The organism is Rhodococcus koreensis, assembly GCF_017068375.1.
Taxonomy (GTDB): Bacteria; Actinomycetota; Actinomycetes; order Mycobacteriales; family Mycobacteriaceae; genus Rhodococcus_F; species Rhodococcus_F koreensis.
Map to the genome: position 1 here is coordinate 1,202,920 of NZ_CP070610.1, position 16,970 is coordinate 1,219,889.

A 16,970-nucleotide genomic window follows, 5' to 3' on the forward strand; every position below is an offset into this window, starting at 1 on the left:
TACGGAGACGGGAAACATATCTGTCAGCGTGGTGTGTTCTGGCCGATGGCGTTCGAGGCGACGGTCCCCGAATGCCAGGCGATCGGGGAGATCCCCAAGGACGTGTTCGGTGGCTTCTACCGGAAACGGACCTGCCCAGCGGCCCCGCGCCAGGGCGTCGAGAGCGTGTTCACCACCGACGGGATGGTTCAGGTCGATGACCACCGGCATCGATGAGTTCGAACTGGGCGGCCGTCTAGGCGCCGGAGTGGTCGAGACCCAGAAGCCAGCGCGCCCAACGGCTACAAGCGCCGGCTGGGTTCGGGCGACTCCGAATGTGGCGAACGGGGTCGCGATCACCGGCTGCTGGCCCGCCGGTCGATCACTGACCCCGACGAGATGGCCTACTACATATGTTAAGGCCACGCCGAGACCGAACCCGCCGAGCTGGTCCGGGTGGCCGGTAGTCGCTGGGCGATCGAGGAGTGCTTTCAGACCACCAAGAACGAGACCGGGCTCGACCACTACCAGGTTCGCGGGTACCCGGCCTGGTACTTGCACATCACCTTGTCGATGGCCGCGGCCGCCTTCCTGACGATCCTGCGCCGCGGCGCTCAAAAACGGGATCTCCGGCTGGTAACCGAGATCTAATACCTCTGACAATCAACGAGATCCGGCGATTGTTCAACCGCGTCGCCTGTCCGGTCGAACACGCCCTCGTGCATGTCTGGCACTGGTCGAACTGGCGCCGCGCCAGCCAGGCCAGAGCGCGCGCCAGCCACTACAAACGTCGACGTCGCAAACTGTCGTTGCAGTACTTTGTGGCGGTCATCGACTGTTTCTCCCGCAAGGTGGTCGGGTGGTCGATCGCCCGATCACATGCGCACTGACTTGATCGCAGCCGAGCTGGCGAACGCGGCCTCGACGACCCTGATCGAGCCGGGGGCGGTCTTTCACTCCGGTCGTGGCCGCCCAGTACACCTCTGGCGCATTTCGGCGGCTCGTGGCCGGATTGGGAATTCGATCCTCGATGGGGCGTACCGGGGGTGTGCTGGGACAACAGTATGGCCGAAAGTTTCTTCGCAGCGCTAAAGAACGAATGTGTCTACCGCACGTTCTATGCAACGAAACAGCGAGCGCGACAGGACATCGTCAGGTGCATCGTAGGGTTCACAACTCGCGGCGCCGGGATTCTGCGCTCGGCTACCGGTACCCGGACGACGTCCACTGCAGTTACCAGCGGCCGACGATCGCGGCCTGAATCAATCCCCTTCAATGTCCGAAATTCTCGCAGTAGACCAAACTACCAGTGACTACCACATTATAGTATGAATCTACATTAGAAAACTGGTGTCGGCATAAAACTTCCGCGTCCACTTGGCAGCCAACGGACCGGGCAGTGTCCCAGCATGGGTCTGGGGTGCGCATACCGTGGGTAGAAATGCCCTGCGGACCGTTGTTTGGCCCGGGTAGTGCGAATGACGGCGTAACAGTGCTTGGGTGTCACCGCTCTGTGTCCATGCACTAGTTGGTCCTGGCGATCCGCACGGCAATCCCCCTTGACCCTGCTAGATTTAATCTAGTATAAAATCTATGTGAGCGGATCGGTGCACGACGATCGCTCTCGCCGACCGCGACGCGGCACGGGGTGGCTGAACTGCTGCCGCCAGTAGGTCGCACCTACATGTTTGGTGAGGGAGTTATGGATATCAACGGCAAGTCCACTCTGGTGACGGGCGGAGCCTCCGGACTGGGGCTCGCAACAGCTCGCCGACTGATCGACCTGGGTGCGTCGGTTGTCATCGCTGATCTTCCGTCCTCGCAGGGAAAGGAAGTCGCGGCATCGCTCGGTGAACGCGCACGATTCGTTCCTGCCGATGTGACTGACATCGGCGAAGTCGAGAACGCCGTTGCGGAGGCATCGCTCGGATCACCGCTCCGAGTGCTCGTGCACACAGCCGGCCGTGGAGGCTCGGTCCGGCTTGTGAACAAGGACGGCTCGCGGGGTGACGGTGACTTGTTTGCCACTATCGTGCGCACCAACCTCCTCGGGACTTTCAACGTGTCAAGTGTTGCCGCCGCAAACATGGCCGGAAACGAGCTGATCGCCGGCGAGCGTGGCGTGATGGTGTGGACCGCGTCCATCGCTGCCTTCGAGGGGCAGATCGGACAAGCCGGATACGCCGCATCCAAGGCAGGTGTCGCAGGCCTGACGATCTGCGCAGCGCGCGACCTTGCTACAAAGAACATCAGAGTGTGCACGATCGCGCCGGGCCTAATGGATACCCCGATGCTTGCAGGATTGCGTGACGACGTGCGCCAGTCCCTTACAAGTGGGGTTCCCCACCCGGCGCGACTCGGTGAACCGGACGAGTACGCCAAGCTGGCGTGCTCGATCATCGACAACGGCTACCTGAACGGTGAGACCCTCCGGCTCGACGGCGCCAACCGCATGGCACCGCGATAACTGAGGCTGGACCACCACGGCCACGACTACCCCTTCACTGATCAGGAAAGTCGAGATGAAACGCAAGGTTTTCACGGACGAACACGACGCATTCCGGCGGATGGTACGAGGGTTCCTCGAAAAGAATGTCGTACCCAACTTCGAGAAGTGGGAAGAGCAGGGCGCTCCGCCGCGCGAATTCTACAACGAGGTCGGCGAGCTCGGCATTCTCGGAATCCAGATCCCGCAAGAATACGGAGGAAGCGGCGAGCAGACCTACAAGTACAGCGCCGTCCTCACCGAGGAGACCCTGCGCGCGAAGCTCGGCCTGGGGTCGCTGCGAGTTCACATGGACATCGTGCTGCCGTACCTGCTGAAGTACGCCACTGCGGAACAAAAGCAACGATGGCTTCCCGGCGCCGCCAGCGGCGACCTGATCTCCGCAATCGCAATGACCGAACCGGGGACCGGATCGGACCTCGCAGGCATCAGCAGTACCGCCACCCGCGATGGCGACACCTACGTGCTGAACGGGTCGAAAACCTTCATCACCGGTGGCGTCAACGCAGACTTGATGCTCGTCGTCGCACGGACGGCACCGGTCGACCTGGACAACCGGCGCGCGGGCCTGAGCATCCTCGTCGTAGAAACCTCGAGCCCCGGATTCGGTGTGGTCCGCACCCTGTCCAAGCTGGGGATGAAGGCGCAGGACACCGTCGAACTGTACTTCGACAACGTGCGGGTGCCGGCTGCGAACCTGTTGGGCGAAGAAGGTCGTGCGTTCGACTACCTCGGCCACAATCTCGCCCAGGAACGGCTGTCGATCGCAGTGGGATCACAGGCTGCCGCAGTCGCCGCCTTAAACGAAACCACCACCTACGTCAAGGACCGCAACGTCTTCGGCAGGCCGCTGTCGAGCATGCAGAACACGAAATTCATTCTCGCCGAATGCGCGACGGAGATAGAGGCGGGGCAGATGCTCGTCGACAGGGCGCTCGACGACCACGACCAAGGCGAACTGAGCGCCGTCGACGCGGCCAAGGTCAAACTCTTCTGCACAGAGTTACAGGGCAGAGTGGTCGACAAGTGCCTGCAACTGTTCGGCGGATACGGATACATGCTCGAATATCCCATCGCCCGTCTCTACGCCGACGCACGGGTGACCCGAATCTACGGCGGAACCAGCGAAATCATGAAAACGATCATCAGCAAGTCGCTGGGCTTATGAATCGCACTGCCACAGGAGGATCGCGATGACAGCAGTTGAGCCAAAGACGCATGCCCCAGTCGTGCTCACCGAAGTCACAGATGGCGCACTGGTGATTGCCATCAATCGGCCCAGCGCACGGAACGCGGTAGATCTGGAAGTCGCAGAGCGAATCGAGTCGGCGCTCGCGGAACTGGACCGGCGGGACGATCTGGTCGTCGGCATCATTACCGGAGCCGGCGGCACTTTCAGCGCAGGAATGGACCTCAAGGCGTTCGTACAAGGAATCCGCCCGGCCACACCCCAGGGCGGCTTCGCAGGTTTCGTCGAGAACCCACCACAGAAGCCCCTGATCGCCGCAGTCGAGGGCTATGCCCTGGCAGGCGGCTTCGAAATCACACTTGCCTGCGATCTGGTCGTGGCCTCATCGGCCGCTGTCTTCGGCCTGCCAGAAACCAAACGGGGTCTGGTTGCCGCCGCCGGGGGACTGCTCCGGTTGCCCAGGCTGATCCCCGAACGAGTCGCACTCGAGTACGCCTTGACCGGTGAGCACCTCACCGCCGACCGCGCTCTCGAACTCGGACTGATCAATCGGGTAACCGAACCGGGCGAGGCGCTGGCCGGGGCATTCGAGTTGGCCGGACGGATCGTGGCCAACGGTCCGCTCGCCGTGCGCGCCACCAAGCAAGTGGTCGCGCAGGCGCGTGACTGGTCCACCACCGAGCAGTTCGATCGCCAACGAGACATCACCGGTCCTGTCTTCGCGTCCTCCGACGCACAAGAAGGTGCCCGGGCGTTCGCGGAGAAGCGGACGCCGAAGTGGACCGGATCCTGAAGACCCACAAATCGATCGACCCCCCACGACGGCCAGAGGGTGCCGTCGCGACCGTAGTCAGAAGCCGAGAAAGGTAGTCCGATGAGAGACGCCGTCATTGTCGATGCAGTACGAAGCCCCGTAGGGAAGCGCAACGGCGCCTTGGCCGGCGTCCACCCGGTTGACCTGTCCGCCATGGTGCTCGAGGCACTCGCGGCCCGCAACGACCTCGATCCCACCCTGGTCGAGGACGTGATCTGGGGCTGCGTGTCGCAGGTGGGTGAACAGAGCGGTAACCTGGGCCGCTTCGCCGTGCTCGGAGCCGGCTGGCCGGAGGACATCCCCGCGGTGACCATCGACCGTCAGTGTGGTTCGTCGCAGCAGGCAGTCCACTTCGCCGCCGCGGGTGTCATGTCGGGTCAGTACGACATCGCGGTCGCCGGCGGTGTCGAGCTGATGAGTCGCGTGCCGATGGGTTCACCGCGGCGGGCAGGGTTCGGGGAACCGTACGGACCCAAAGCTCTTGCTCGCTACGACGGAATCGAGTTCAACCAGGGAGTGAGCGCGGAGACCATCGCCCGCCGCTGGGGTTTCAGCCGCACCGATCTCGACCAGCATGCACTCGAGTCGCACGCCAAGACCGCCGAGGCGATCGATGCAGGCCGTTTCAAGAACGAAATCGCTCCCATCGAGGTGACGGGTGAGGACGGTACGTCATCGGTCGTCGACACCGATGAGGGTGTGCGGCGCGGCGGTTCGCTCGAGTCGTTGGCCAAGCTCAAGCCGGCATTCTCCGAGGACGGAGTCATCACGGCCGCGAACTCCTCGCAGATTTCCGACGGCGCTTCCGCACTGCTCATCACGACCAGTGAACGTGCACGTCAGCTGGGATGGAAGCCGCTCGCACGACTGCACAGCTTCGCGCTGGCCGGTGTCGACCCAGTGCTCATGCTGACCGGTCCGATTCCGGCGACGGAGAAGGTCCTCGGTAAGGCCGGGCTGGGCATCGCCGACATCGGTGCATTCGAGGTCAACGAGGCGTTCGCGAGCGTATCGATGGCCTGGCTGGCCGAGACCGGTGCCGACCCGACCCGTCTGAACCCGAATGGTGGCGCCATCGCCCTGGGCCATCCGCTCGGCGCCTCTGGTGGCCGCTTGATGACCACGCTCGTCCACCACATGAAGGCGAACGGAATCCGATACGGGCTCCAGACGATGTGCGAGGGTGGCGGCATGGCCAACGCCACGATCCTCGAACTCCTCAACCACTGAACAAGCCGGAAAAGGACCACAGACCGTGCCCGATATCCTCTACGAGGTCTCCGACAACGTCGCATTCGTGACACTCAATCGCCCCGAGAACCTCAACGCAGTGACCACCGCCATGTGCGACGCACTCATCGACGCCTTCGACGCTGCCGACGCCGACGACTCGGTGCGCGCCGTCGTGGTGACAGGATCCGGGCGTGCGTTCTGCGCTGGGGCGGACCTCTCCTCCGGGGGGGACTCGTTCAACCGGACAAACGGCGAATCAGGTCCGCCCCGTGATACCGGTGGGCGAGTAACCCTGCGCATTTTCCGCTCCCTCAAGCCCGTCATCGCTGCGATCAACGGGCCGGCCGTGGGATTCGGTGCGTCACTGACTCTTCCAATGGACATCCGGGTCGCCGCGGACTCGGCGAAGATTGGGTTCCCGTTCACAGCTCGTGGCATCGTTCCTGACGGCGCGGCAAGCTGGTTCCTCCCGCGCGTCGTCGGACCGAACCGTGCCCTGGACTGGGCGATGACCGGGCGAGTGTTCCGGGCCAAGGAAGCTCTCGAAGCCGGGCTGGTGCGCAGCCTCCATCCCGCCGAAGAAGTCCTCGCCGTCGCCACCGAGATTGCGCAGGAAATCGCACGAAGCGCCGCCCCGGTATCCGTCGCGCTGACCCGCCAACTGCTGTGGCAGATGATGGGCGCCGACCACCCGATGGTCGCGCATGAGATCGAGTCCGCGGCGATCGCGTACACCGGATCGGGCCCGGACGCCGCAGAGGGAGTCAAGGCGTTCCTGGACAAGCGTACTCCGGTGTGGACCCTCAACCCGGGCTCCGACCTTCCGGAATGGTTCCCCTGGCGTCCCGAACCCGCCTACGAAGGCATTGAGCGTATACCTCCCAGCACGACTCGATACAGATCAGAACTCGAGTCATCGACCAAGACGGCTTCGTCCAGATAGTCACGGCAGTAATCGTATTCATACGCAAGCAGAGGACTTCGCCGCGACGAGGCCGACGCTATCGCCGAGTACATCCATTGCGGTGCCTCTGTTCGGGTGTGCCCTTCCCGAGGAGTGCAGCGGGCAAGGTTCGAAAATGGAAAAATGTAGAGCTTGCAGTGGAATTCGGCGACACTTAGCCTTCCAGTCCTTGTTCCGGACGAACCGCGGCATCGCGGACCGGAGGCACGAAGGCCCTGGGGTAGATTCGGACGCCCCCGACCGAGCGGTTCTATCGCGATCTCCATATGTAACGCATCTACGAACCAACCATCAAGTGCAGCGAGTAATAATCGGCAGAGCATGCTATGAGAAGAGGGTTTGACGAATGTCTGAAATTGCATTGGCTCCGGAATTGCTTGTCACAGAGCCGGGCTTGGTAGCAGGAAAGGTGGCCGTCGTCACCGGAGCCGCTCAGGGAATCGGTTACGAGATCGCCGCGGCGTTGTCCAAGCACGGCGCGAAGGTCATCATCGCCGATCTCGACCAGGCCAAGGCCGAGATCGCCGCGGAATCGCTTGGTGGCGGGGATGTGGTGGCTCTTGCATGCAATGTGACCGACGAAGACGCGGTTTCACGGGTAGCCGACAGCGCTGTGTCACAGTTCGGATCACTCGACATCTGGGTCAACAATGCCGGTATCACCCGCGACAACCGGATGGCGAAAATGTCGCTCAGCGACTTCGAACTGGTCGTCAACGTCCACATGACCGGCACCTGGCTCGGTGTGAAGACCGCCGGCGCGATCATGCGCGAGCAGGGGCGCGGCTCGATCATCAATATGTCTTCCCTGTCGGGTAAGGGCGGTAACTTCGGCCAGACCAACTACAGCGCGGCAAAGGCCGGCATCGTGGGCATGACGAAAGCATCCGCGAAGGAACTCGCGAGCAGGGCTGTTCGTGTCAATGCGATCGCGCCCGGACTCATCCGCACACCCATGACCGCAGCGATGTCTGCCGAAGCGTTCGCGAACCTGGAATCGACGATTCCGATGAAGCGCGCGGGGGAACCGCATGAGGTCGCGGGTACGGCACTGTTCCTGGCCTCGGATCTGTCGAGCTTCATGACGGGTGCAGTCCTCGAGGTCGGCGGCGGACGGCTGATGTAGGAAGGTCGGAGCTCCAAATCTGTCATCAGGCGGTCGAACCTCGGACACCAGGCGCCTCGATCACATGCTTGTCAAGCGCTTCGGAACAGGCGACGACATCGCCGCAGGAGCGGTGTACCTCGCGTCGGACGAGTCGTCGTACGTCACCGGTCAAAATCTCGTCATCGACGGCGGATGGCAGACATCGGGGAGTGGGATGGCCGCGAACCGACGTCCGGAACGACATTACGAATCCGCCAGCGTAATTCGTCAGCAGCTGAAAATCGCGATAACCGGCACCTGGTCGGACGAGTCTCACACCATCCGCTCACGACCGACCGGGCAGCGGGTGCCTTTGGGAGAATGGAAGACATAATGTCCGCAGGGATCGGCACGCCGCTTCGGCAGGCACACTGGACTCGAGACGAGAGCATCGATTTGCTCGACCACACCTCGGCCACCCTGCTGACAGCACAGGCAGGCCAGTTCGGGGACCGTCTGGCTCTGATCGGTAACGATCATCGCGGAGAGAATCAGCGCCTGACATATCACCAGATCCTCGAAAAGGCGCGGGCGATCGCCGCTGCTCTCCTCGAACACACCCGTCCTGGGGAACATGTCGCGCTGCTCGTGGCCAATGTCGTCGAATGGCCGCTCATCGAGTACGCGGCCGCGATGACCGGCCGGGTCCTGGTTGCCCTCAACCCGCAAGCGGGAATCGACGAGCTGCGATACACACTTGCAAACTCCGAAGCGACGATGCTTCTCTTCACGACGTCCTACCGTGACCGTGACTTAGGCGCCGTCATCGAGGCGATATTGCCCGATTGCCCACTTGTGCGAGCAGCTCACTCCCTGGATACCGTCGCCCGTTGGGCAACGGAATCGCTCGATCCCGCGTTCGAGTGGCCGTCCGTTGATCCCCACACTGCCGCCATGCTGCAATACACCTCGGGCACCACGGGGAAGCAAAAGGGCGTTCTCCTCGCACACCGGTCCATGGTCAACGTTGCACGCATCACGCTGCTGACCGCTGGCGTCGAACCCGGCTCGGTCATCCTCTCGCCTTTTCCGCAGTTTCACACCGCCGGATGCGTAACCTCGACCCTCGGAGCGCTCGCGGTCGGCGGCACCCTCGTCATCGTGGACCGCTGGAATCCGACGGAGGTACTGGCGACCGTCGAACGTGAGAGGGTCTCGACGATTCTCTTGGTACCCGCGATGTTGCACGGTCTCCTGCAGACGGCGGAGGCGGGTCATAGTGCACCCCAAACCATTCCCACCATCCTGGTCGGCGCCGCAAGCGTACCCTCCTCGATGATCGAGAAGGCTAGGGAATTGTTCGGTGGCACGGTGCTCAACGTCTATGGTCAAACGGAGCTATCGGCCCCATTGACCGCGACGCGACGCGACGACAGCGCGAGGGGCATCACCACAACAGTCGGCCGCCCGCTTCCGCAGGTCGAATGCCGCATCGCCGATCCGGTCACGGGGCATACGCAAGAGGTCGACGTCCCCGGAGAAATATGCGCGCGTGGTTACCAGCAGATGCTGGGGTACTTTCGAGACCCTGAGGCCACTGCCCGCACCGTAGACCTCGACGGATGGCTCCACACCGGCGACCTCGGATCGATGGATGAGCGTGGGATGATCACGCTCACCGGCCGGCTCAAAGAGTTGATCATCCGGGGAGGGGAGAACATCTCTCCGAACGAAGTGTCCGACTGCTTGAGCGGTCACCCCGCTGTCGCTCAGGTGGTCGTTGTCGGAATACCTGATCAGCGGCTCGGTGAGATCGTCGCAGGAGTGGTGGTGTGCAACGCGGCCACCGACCATCACGCACTTCGAGAGGATCTGGAACGGCACTGTGCGACGCATCTGGCGGAGTACAAGGTGCCACAGCGGTGGTACTTCACCGACACGCTGCCCACCACTGCTTCGGGCAAGGTTCGCGCCCTCGAAGTTCGCCAGATGATCTCCGACGGAACCCTGCGTTGCGAGACGGCCGCAGAAGCCTCTCTGGCTGATCGTCACCCACCGTCCCACCGTCGATAACGACTCGAGAGGTAGCGACATGTTTCCCGGTGTGCATGCTGTGACATCGCCTGACCGGCCAGCTGTAGTCATGAGCGAGTCGGGACGCACTCTGACCTATCGAGAACTCAACGAGAACTCGGCGAGGTTCGCGCGGGTTCTCCACGACCTGGGGCTTCGTAAGGGCGACGCGTTCGCTTTTGTGTCGGACAACGCGCCGGAGTGCTTCGAATTATATTGGGCTGCCCTGCGCTCCGGTCTGTACGTGACACCGGTCGATCGCAATCTCTCACCCGTCGACGCTGCCTTCATCATTCACGACAGTGATTCGAAGGTTCTCGTCGTTTCGGCGGGTGTCCGGGCACTTGCCGAAGCGTTGGTTCCGCTCACCCTGCAGATCGCGGACCGCTTCTGTTTCGGCGGTCAGATCGAGGGGTATCGGTCCTACGAGGACATGCGTGCGAACATAGGTGTGCCGCTTGTCCAGTGTCCCCGCGGCTCCGACCTGCTCTACTCCTCTGGAACTACGGGCCGCCCAATGGGGATGAAATCGCCGCTGCTGCAGATCGAGGTCGATCAGCCGGGTGATCCCACCACGAGCGCCATCGGCTCTGCATATGAATTGACCTTTTCAGATGTGTATCTCTCGCCGGCCCCGATCTATCACGCTGCACCTCTTCGTTGGTGCGGTGCTGTTCACGCGTATGGGGGCACCGTGGTAGTGATGGAGAAATTCGACGCGGAGGAGGCTTTGCGGGTCATCGAGCAGCATTTCGTTACCGTCGCCCAGATGGTGCCGACTATGTTCGTGCGTATGCTGCAGCTGCCCGAAGCCGTTCGCGCGAAATACGACCTATCCAGTCTGCGCAGTGTCGTGCACGCTGCAGCACCATGTCCTCCCTCCGTCAAGAAGTCCATGATCGACTGGGTAGGAATGATTTTGAACGAGTACTACTCGCCCACCGAGGGAAACGGATTTACCACCATCTCGTCGGACGAATGGCTCACGAAACCCTGTTCGGTAGGTCGCAGTGTGCTCGGAACACTGCATATCTGTGACGACGAGGGGACAGAGCTACCCGCCGGCGAGGTTGGCACCGTCTATTTCGAACGTGAAGACCAGCCGTTCGAGTATCACAAGGACCCGGAGAAAACTGCTGCTGCTCGACATCCCGACCATCCCACCTGGACCGCAGTGGGTGACCACGGATTTCTTGATGCGGATGGCTATTTGTTCCTGGCCGATCGCACAGCAACATGACCACCTTCAGCAGAGTCGACCGCTGCCGGAGGAGGTCGAAGACGTCTTGATGATGCACCCGGCAATCTACGACGTTGTTGTGATCAGCGTCGACGATCTGAAGCGGGGACAGCAGTTCAAAGCAGTCGTGAGGGTCAAGCCGGAAGTCCGCGAATGTTCCGACCTAGCTGCCGATATCATCGACTACGCCCGCGACCGAGTTGCGCACGAGAAGGCACCTCAGAGGGTTGACTTCGTCAACGACATACCACGCACTGCGGCCGGAGAGTTTGATAGGCGTGAACTCGAGCTGAGTTAGACCGAACAGTCCGTTCGGGTAACGCTTGACTTCGCTAGCCCGCCCCGGACAGCGACGTCCGCCGCAGGATTCGACTGCTCGACGTGCGGGAAGTGATTGATGGGACGGTAGAGCCCAAGAAGGCAATGTGTTCTGCTCATAGGCGCGGATCCGGCGCCCGGTACGCCAAAGCATGACTTAATCTATATTAAGACAGGTCGATGAACGGGTTCGTCAAGTCAGTCGACAATCCGGCGGGGGCTACGACGGCCCGCGAACGAGCAGAAGTGACGGGCGCTGGGAGCACGATTGACAGAAGGCCGGTTCCGCCAAGAATATCGCCGCTGTATGTACCCACATCCCGAGATCTGCTGGCGAAGAATGCCGCACGGCCTCACCGCCCGCAGACATGGTGGCGGCCACGGAATGGCACCTGTCATCGAATGCGCCTAGATCAGACAACACGCGCGAGGAGGCTTCTCCTTGCCGACGAGAGGAACGGCGTGTCGCACGAGATCGTCAAGTTCGAGGTGAATGACGGCATTGCGTTAGTCGGCGACTTGTGGCTTCCTGACCATGTGGTGCCACCTCGCGGCTCGATAGTCATGCTTCACGGCGGCGGACAGACTCGCCATTCCTGGAGGGTCAGCAGCGCGCTGTTCGCTCGGGCGGGCTGGAAAGTCCTCGCATACGACGCTCGTGGTCACGGCGACAGTGACTGGGATCCGACCGGAGACTACCGGTTCGATGCGATGGTGAGCGACCTCAGTCGCGCATGTGCGCTCGTAGGCGGAGACCCGGTCGTGGTGGGCGCATCAATGGGCGGCATCGTGGCCATGCTGACAGCAGGTGAGGCTCCGGGATTCGCGCGGGCACTCGTTCTCGTCGATATCACGCCGCGAGTGGAAGAGTCAGGCGCGGCGCGCATTCGTGACTTCATGGAGGCCTCGCCTGATGGCTTCGCCGACCTGCAAGAAGTCTCCGACGCGATCCATGGCTACAACCCGCATCGTCCTCGACCCGCATCACTGGATGGGCTCAGGAAGAATGTCCGTCTGCATGCGAACGACCGTTGGTACTGGCACTGGGATCCTCAGTTTCTCACCCAGTCCGACGAAGGAATGAGCGTTGCTCACGTCGAGCGCCTTGCACAGGCGGCGGGAGCAATCACCGTCCCGACCCTGCTGGTCCGCGGGAAGCACTCAGACGTCGTCAGCGAAGCAGGCGTGCAGGAGATGAAGGCGCTCATCCCTCAGGCCCAGGTCGAGTCGGCAGACGCCGGCCACATGATCGCGGGTGACGACAACGATGTCTTCGCCACCCATGTGGTCGAATTCCTCGATAACCTCGGCTGAGGCTCGTCTGGCGGGGGGATCCACACCACGTCGGCTCGGGTCTCGTCGTGAGTGTCACCTCGGCCCGCATCCCGGATCCGCTTCTTCGTCATCGGTCCAAGCCTTCGTTGGTCGCCTTTGGCGAGTAGCCGCGCGCCCAACCCCGCCTCCCGAGTCCCTATCGAGTGCTAGCGGGTCTGGCCATGCGGCAGACTCGTGACCGGTAGCGGCGGGTAGGTGAGTGCTCTTCCTGTTGGACTTGGAGTCCTGGAAAATGATCGTGCCCTGCCGGTCCGCCGGGCAGAACGGAATCGCTGATGGAATGTCAGTGTCACTGAAGCACTGCCACATAGATTGCTGACAGTTCTTCCGCACGCTGACGGCAGGGAGTGGCGAACATGACGCAGCGAGACGCGCCGCTGATGTTGCTGTTTGTAGGAGACGTTTGAACTCAGGATCATCATGATCTCGAGCTGATGGGCCCGGCCGGACGGAGGCTGAGCAAGGCCGGCTTCCGGAAGGAGTGGACGGGATCGCGCGGTTGCATGCGCTGATCGGGAAACAGCTCGCCGAAGTGGTGATCGGGATCTGGACCGCTGGCCGCGGCGGACGGGACGTGCCCACCACTTCGGTATTTTCGATTTCACGCGAGCGTCGGCAACGCCGAGACGGGCGACCGATACAGCAGCGGTCGGTGGGACTTGCCGAACTTTGAGTCGGCACGTCGACCTGCACGCAGCGACCCGTGGTGGTCAATCCGCATCCGGGGCACCCCGCAGAAGGTCGACGCGAGGGCGTCTGCCGCGTCGCAACTACGATCGCGAAAGACTCAGGACGCGAAAGACTCAGGAATGGCGTCACCATCGCGCGGGAGTCTTCACGGCTTCTTCTCGAACACTATGCGACGCACCGTCATTCTTCGACACGTTTCGGAATCGATGAGGGGTTCGAGGCCGTGACGCGCCTCCGTTCTTCATGTAGTATACAGTTTTGAATCAAGTTTCAAAAGCATGCGCTCGTGTCGAGCGTATGAGGACGGGAGAATGCTGTGGATTTCACCCTCAGTGCGCAACAGCTGGAACTGCAGGAGCGTGCGAAGGCCGCTGGAGCCGCCCTTCGTGGCAGGTCGGCGGAATGGGATCGGTCGAACAAGGTGCCGTACTCCGAGGTCGTGGAGCATGTCAGGGCGCACGGGCTCCTTGGCCTGACGATGCCTACCGAGTACGGCGGCCAGGGACTGACCGCGATGGACTATCTGATCACCGTCGAGGCGATGTTCAGGAACTCGCAGTTCTGGGCGATCGGCGAGCCGCTGTTCGCCACAGCCGGACCGGGACCGTGCATGGTGATGATGGCCGAGTCGCAGACGACCCGGGACAAGTTTCTTCCGGACCTCGTCACCGGAGCAAGGCAGTGCGCCATTGCGCTCACCGAGCCGGATTTTGGGTCGGACTTGACCTCCCTCGTCACCACTGCAGAGCGAAGAGGCGACGATTGGGTCCTCAACGGCAAGAAAAACTTTGTGACCGGAGCAACGGTAAACCAGCTCTATGCCGTGTTCGTTCGGTTCGATGACATTCCGGGGCACCGAGGAATCGGCGCGGTCATCGTCGAAGAAGGCATGCCTGGTGTGACGATCGAGGCTGGCCCCGAATTCCTTGGGTGCCGAGGTATCCCTCACGGGGACCTGACGCTGGAGAACGTCGTGATTCCTGTCGAGAACATCATTCGGGGGCCGGGCAGCTTCGGTGACCTGATGACTGCCTTCAACATGGAGCGATTGCACAACTGTGCGTTCAACCTCGGCATGGCTGGCGCCGCATACGACGAAGCGGAGAGGTTCGTCCGCGAACGAGTCGCCTTTGGACGGCCATTGGCCGAGTTCCAGGCCGTCTACCACGCCCTGGTCGACATGTGGACGGACCTCGAGGCGCTGCGGCTGATGGCGCGAAATGCCGCGGCCTCGGCAATCGACGGTAACTACCCGCGGGCGTTGGAGACAACGGCCGCCAAGCTCTACGGCGCGCGAGTGGCCTCGCAGATCACGCTGAAGGCGCTGGAGCTCCATGGCGGCTACGGGGCGACCACGAATTACGCCATCGAGCGCATCCATCGAGACGTCGTGGCAACAATTGTGGCCGGCGGCAGCCCGCCAGTGTTGAGGAACGCGATCGCCGCGTTGATCCTTCCTGGCGTCAGCGTGTCACAGCGTTCTGCGGGCGCCCCCCAGATGGCTCCGGTCTCATGAGCAGCGCGATCTACGAGGACGTGCACGAGCAGTACCGCGACACGGTAAGGACTTTCATCAAACGGGAGGTCACGCCTCACTACGCCCGTTGGGAGGAGGAGGGTGGAATCGACCTGTCAGCCTTCACCGCCGCGATCAACGCTGGAATCTACGGACTGGGGATCCCGGAGAAGTTCGGGGGACCGGGCGAGGCCGATGTGCGCTTCCGGATGGTGGTCAGCGAGGAGATGGCGCTGGCGAGAGCGACCACCTTCTCGATCGGCCTGGCGAACCAGGACGACATGGTTCTGGTCTACCTGCTGGACCTCGGTACGGACGAGCAGCTCGATCGCTGGATGCCTGGTCTTGCGGCGGGCGAGATTGTCGGAGCCGTCGCTATGACCGAACCGGAAGCGGGCAGCGATTTGCGGGGGATGTCAACGATGGCGCGCCGAGACGGTGACGAGTGGGTCTTATCAGGTCGCAAAACATTTATTACGAACGGCACGATTGCCGGAATCGTCATCGTTGCGGCGCGCACGGTGAAAGACGATGGTTCTCTGGGCTTCAGCTTGTTCGTGGTCGAGGACGGCATGCCTGGATTCGAGCGCGGGCGGCCATTGCAGAAGGTGGGTCTGCACTCGCAGGACACCGGCGAGCTCTTTTTCAACGATGTGCGTCTACCACTGGGGAACCTGCTCGGCACGTACGGGACCGGGTTGTCACAGCTCAAGAGGCACCTCCCACGCGAGAGGCTGAGCACGACACTTGGCGCGGTTGCGGATGCTCGCGCCATCTTCGACCTGACCGCTGCGTACTGTTTCGAGCGAAAGGCATTCGGTCAGCCGATCGGTGAGTTCCAGAACACACGGTTCGCGCTGGCCGAAATGGCGACCGAACTGGACATCGCGGAAACCTATGTCGACAGCCTCGCCGTCCGCCAGAACGCTGGGACCCTGACGGCCACGGATGCGGCGAAGGGTAAGTGGTGGACCACTGAGCTCCAGAAACGGATCGTTGACCGATGCGTCCAGCTGCATGGCGGCTATGGGTACATGATCGAGTATCCCGTTGCCCGTGCCTTCATCGACTCGCGCGTGCAGACGATTTACGGCGGTACGACCGAGATCATGAAAGAGATCATCGGGCGTGACATCGCCTCGTCATTCAGCGTGCACAATCCCTAGGTGCCACCGTCCTGACAACGGAGGTGCTTTATGGCGACGTTGACATCCGGCTCACTGCTGGTTGACCAGACGGACGGCAGCTGTCGTATCACCTTCAACCGCCAGGATATCCTAAACGCGCAGAATCCCGACATGCTCGAGTCGCTGGGCGCGGACGAGCGAGTCGCGGCGGGTTCTCGGGGAGCGGATGGCACGACTCGCGGTGGGCGGATCAGCGGTCAAGGGGCGTTAGTCGTTCGCTCCTGATTCGAAGCCGGCCGCCAACCTTGCCCGTCTCTGTAAGCATGAGCCGTTCCGCGAGGACTTCGCGGATAGGCGGGCTGCGATTTGAGGCGCCACCCCGACGGGTGCTGCCCCGGCAGGTCTTCGGAGTGCAATACGTGCATTCGAGCGGTACCCGATGCTTGGTCTGACTATCCGCCGTCTGGCATGAGGTTATGTGAGAAGTGAAAGCAGCCAGCTCGGGTCCGATGCCTCGCCGTTCAAGAGGAAGGGCTCCTCCTACTCCTCGTTGATCCGATTGCACGGGGGCCGGAGACTCGAATTTAAATGGCAAAGCCGATGACGGACCTCAAAGCCTCTTCTCCAGCGGCCCATCGCTGAGAGGAATCCGCCGGCATGGCGCTCCTGCAGCCACCTGACGATCAGATATGGCGGGCTGTGCCGACCGTAGCCCGCCGACTCCGGTGTCTTGGACCGTCTTGGCAGCATCCAGAGGCTGAAGTACTCGCCCCTCACCGCCGACAGAGCCGTTCGGCGAGGCGCGATCGATGATGGCGCTGAATTGCTCGCTAACGACTAGCTTGCGGTGGCCACCCTAAAAGCGCGAAATGCCCTGAGCGGCCGATATGTCGGAGGTC

At 62.2% G+C, this 16,970-nt stretch carries 14 protein-coding genes and 2 pseudogenes; all 16 read left to right on the forward strand.

Going from position 1 to position 16,970, the window contains the following annotated elements; all coding sequences use genetic code 11:
- Positions 1-45: 45 nt before the first annotated feature.
- The 16 genes and pseudogenes from JWS14_RS46445 to JWS14_RS46510 all read left to right on the forward strand — a co-directional run bounded on the left by JWS14_RS46445 (position 46) and on the right by JWS14_RS46510 (position 16,110).
- On the forward strand, positions 46-216 hold the full coding sequence (locus JWS14_RS46445) for a hypothetical protein (RefSeq protein WP_206016897.1): 171 nt from the start codon (positions 46-48) through the stop codon (positions 214-216).
- A 105-nt stretch (positions 217-321) separates the two neighbouring features.
- Positions 322-630, forward strand: a pseudogene (locus JWS14_RS46450) (IS701 family transposase); the annotation flags it as partial.
- A 164-nt stretch (positions 631-794) separates the two neighbouring features.
- Positions 795-1,240 (forward strand): annotated as a pseudogene (locus tag JWS14_RS50870) (DDE-type integrase/transposase/recombinase); the annotation flags it as partial.
- Between the two features lie 441 nt (positions 1,241-1,681).
- A complete protein-coding gene (locus tag JWS14_RS46455) occupies positions 1,682-2,446 on the forward strand; it encodes an SDR family NAD(P)-dependent oxidoreductase (protein ID WP_164065114.1) in 765 nt (254 codons plus the stop codon).
- Positions 2,447-2,501: 55 nt separating this feature from the next.
- On the forward strand, positions 2,502-3,653 hold the full coding sequence (locus tag JWS14_RS46460) for an acyl-CoA dehydrogenase family protein (RefSeq protein ID WP_105417938.1): 1,152 nt from the start codon (positions 2,502-2,504) through the stop codon (positions 3,651-3,653).
- A gap of 25 nt (positions 3,654-3,678) precedes the next feature.
- Entirely contained in the window at positions 3,679-4,467 is a 789-nt protein-coding gene (locus JWS14_RS46465; RefSeq protein ID WP_206016898.1) for a crotonase/enoyl-CoA hydratase family protein, read from the forward strand.
- Between the two features lie 81 nt (positions 4,468-4,548).
- Positions 4,549-5,718 (forward strand): thiolase family protein, encoded by a 1,170-nt coding sequence (locus JWS14_RS46470; RefSeq protein ID WP_164065116.1) that lies wholly within the window; start codon positions 4,549-4,551, stop codon positions 5,716-5,718.
- Positions 5,719-5,743: 25 nt separating this feature from the next.
- The gene (locus tag JWS14_RS46475) at positions 5,744-6,664 is read left to right on the forward strand and encodes an enoyl-CoA hydratase-related protein (protein WP_206016899.1); all 921 of its coding nucleotides are present in this window, start codon (positions 5,744-5,746) and stop codon (positions 6,662-6,664) included.
- A gap of 367 nt (positions 6,665-7,031) precedes the next feature.
- Positions 7,032-7,811: a 3-oxoacyl-ACP reductase FabG gene (gene fabG / locus JWS14_RS46480; RefSeq protein ID WP_141471500.1), complete on the forward strand. Its 780-nt coding sequence runs from the start codon at positions 7,032-7,034 to the stop codon at positions 7,809-7,811.
- Positions 7,812-7,875: 64 nt separating this feature from the next.
- Complete coding sequence (locus JWS14_RS51600; RefSeq protein ID WP_206016900.1) at positions 7,876-8,166, forward strand: SDR family oxidoreductase; 291 nt, start codon at positions 7,876-7,878, stop codon at positions 8,164-8,166.
- A complete protein-coding gene (locus JWS14_RS46490) occupies positions 8,166-9,845 on the forward strand; it encodes a class I adenylate-forming enzyme family protein (protein WP_206016901.1) in 1,680 nt (559 codons plus the stop codon). The genes JWS14_RS51600 and JWS14_RS46490 overlap by 1 nt, the downstream gene beginning before the upstream one ends.
- 70 nt (positions 9,846-9,915) lie before the next feature.
- The gene (locus JWS14_RS46495; protein WP_420855172.1) at positions 9,916-11,085 is read left to right on the forward strand and encodes an AMP-binding protein; all 1,170 of its coding nucleotides are present in this window, start codon (positions 9,916-9,918) and stop codon (positions 11,083-11,085) included.
- Between the two features lie 49 nt (positions 11,086-11,134).
- Entirely contained in the window at positions 11,135-11,383 is a 249-nt protein-coding gene (locus tag JWS14_RS52085; protein WP_420855180.1) for an AMP-binding enzyme, read from the forward strand.
- Between the two features lie 482 nt (positions 11,384-11,865).
- The gene (locus tag JWS14_RS46500; protein WP_241031839.1) at positions 11,866-12,717 is read left to right on the forward strand and encodes an alpha/beta fold hydrolase; all 852 of its coding nucleotides are present in this window, start codon (positions 11,866-11,868) and stop codon (positions 12,715-12,717) included.
- Positions 12,718-13,744: 1,027 nt separating this feature from the next.
- Positions 13,745-14,944: an acyl-CoA dehydrogenase family protein gene (locus JWS14_RS46505; RefSeq protein ID WP_105417946.1), complete on the forward strand. Its 1,200-nt coding sequence runs from the start codon at positions 13,745-13,747 to the stop codon at positions 14,942-14,944.
- Positions 14,941-16,110, forward strand: a complete 1,170-nt coding sequence (locus JWS14_RS46510) for an acyl-CoA dehydrogenase family protein (RefSeq protein WP_206016904.1) — start codon at positions 14,941-14,943, stop codon at positions 16,108-16,110. The genes JWS14_RS46505 and JWS14_RS46510 overlap by 4 nt, the downstream gene beginning before the upstream one ends.
- Positions 16,111-16,970: the final 860 nt, after the last annotated feature.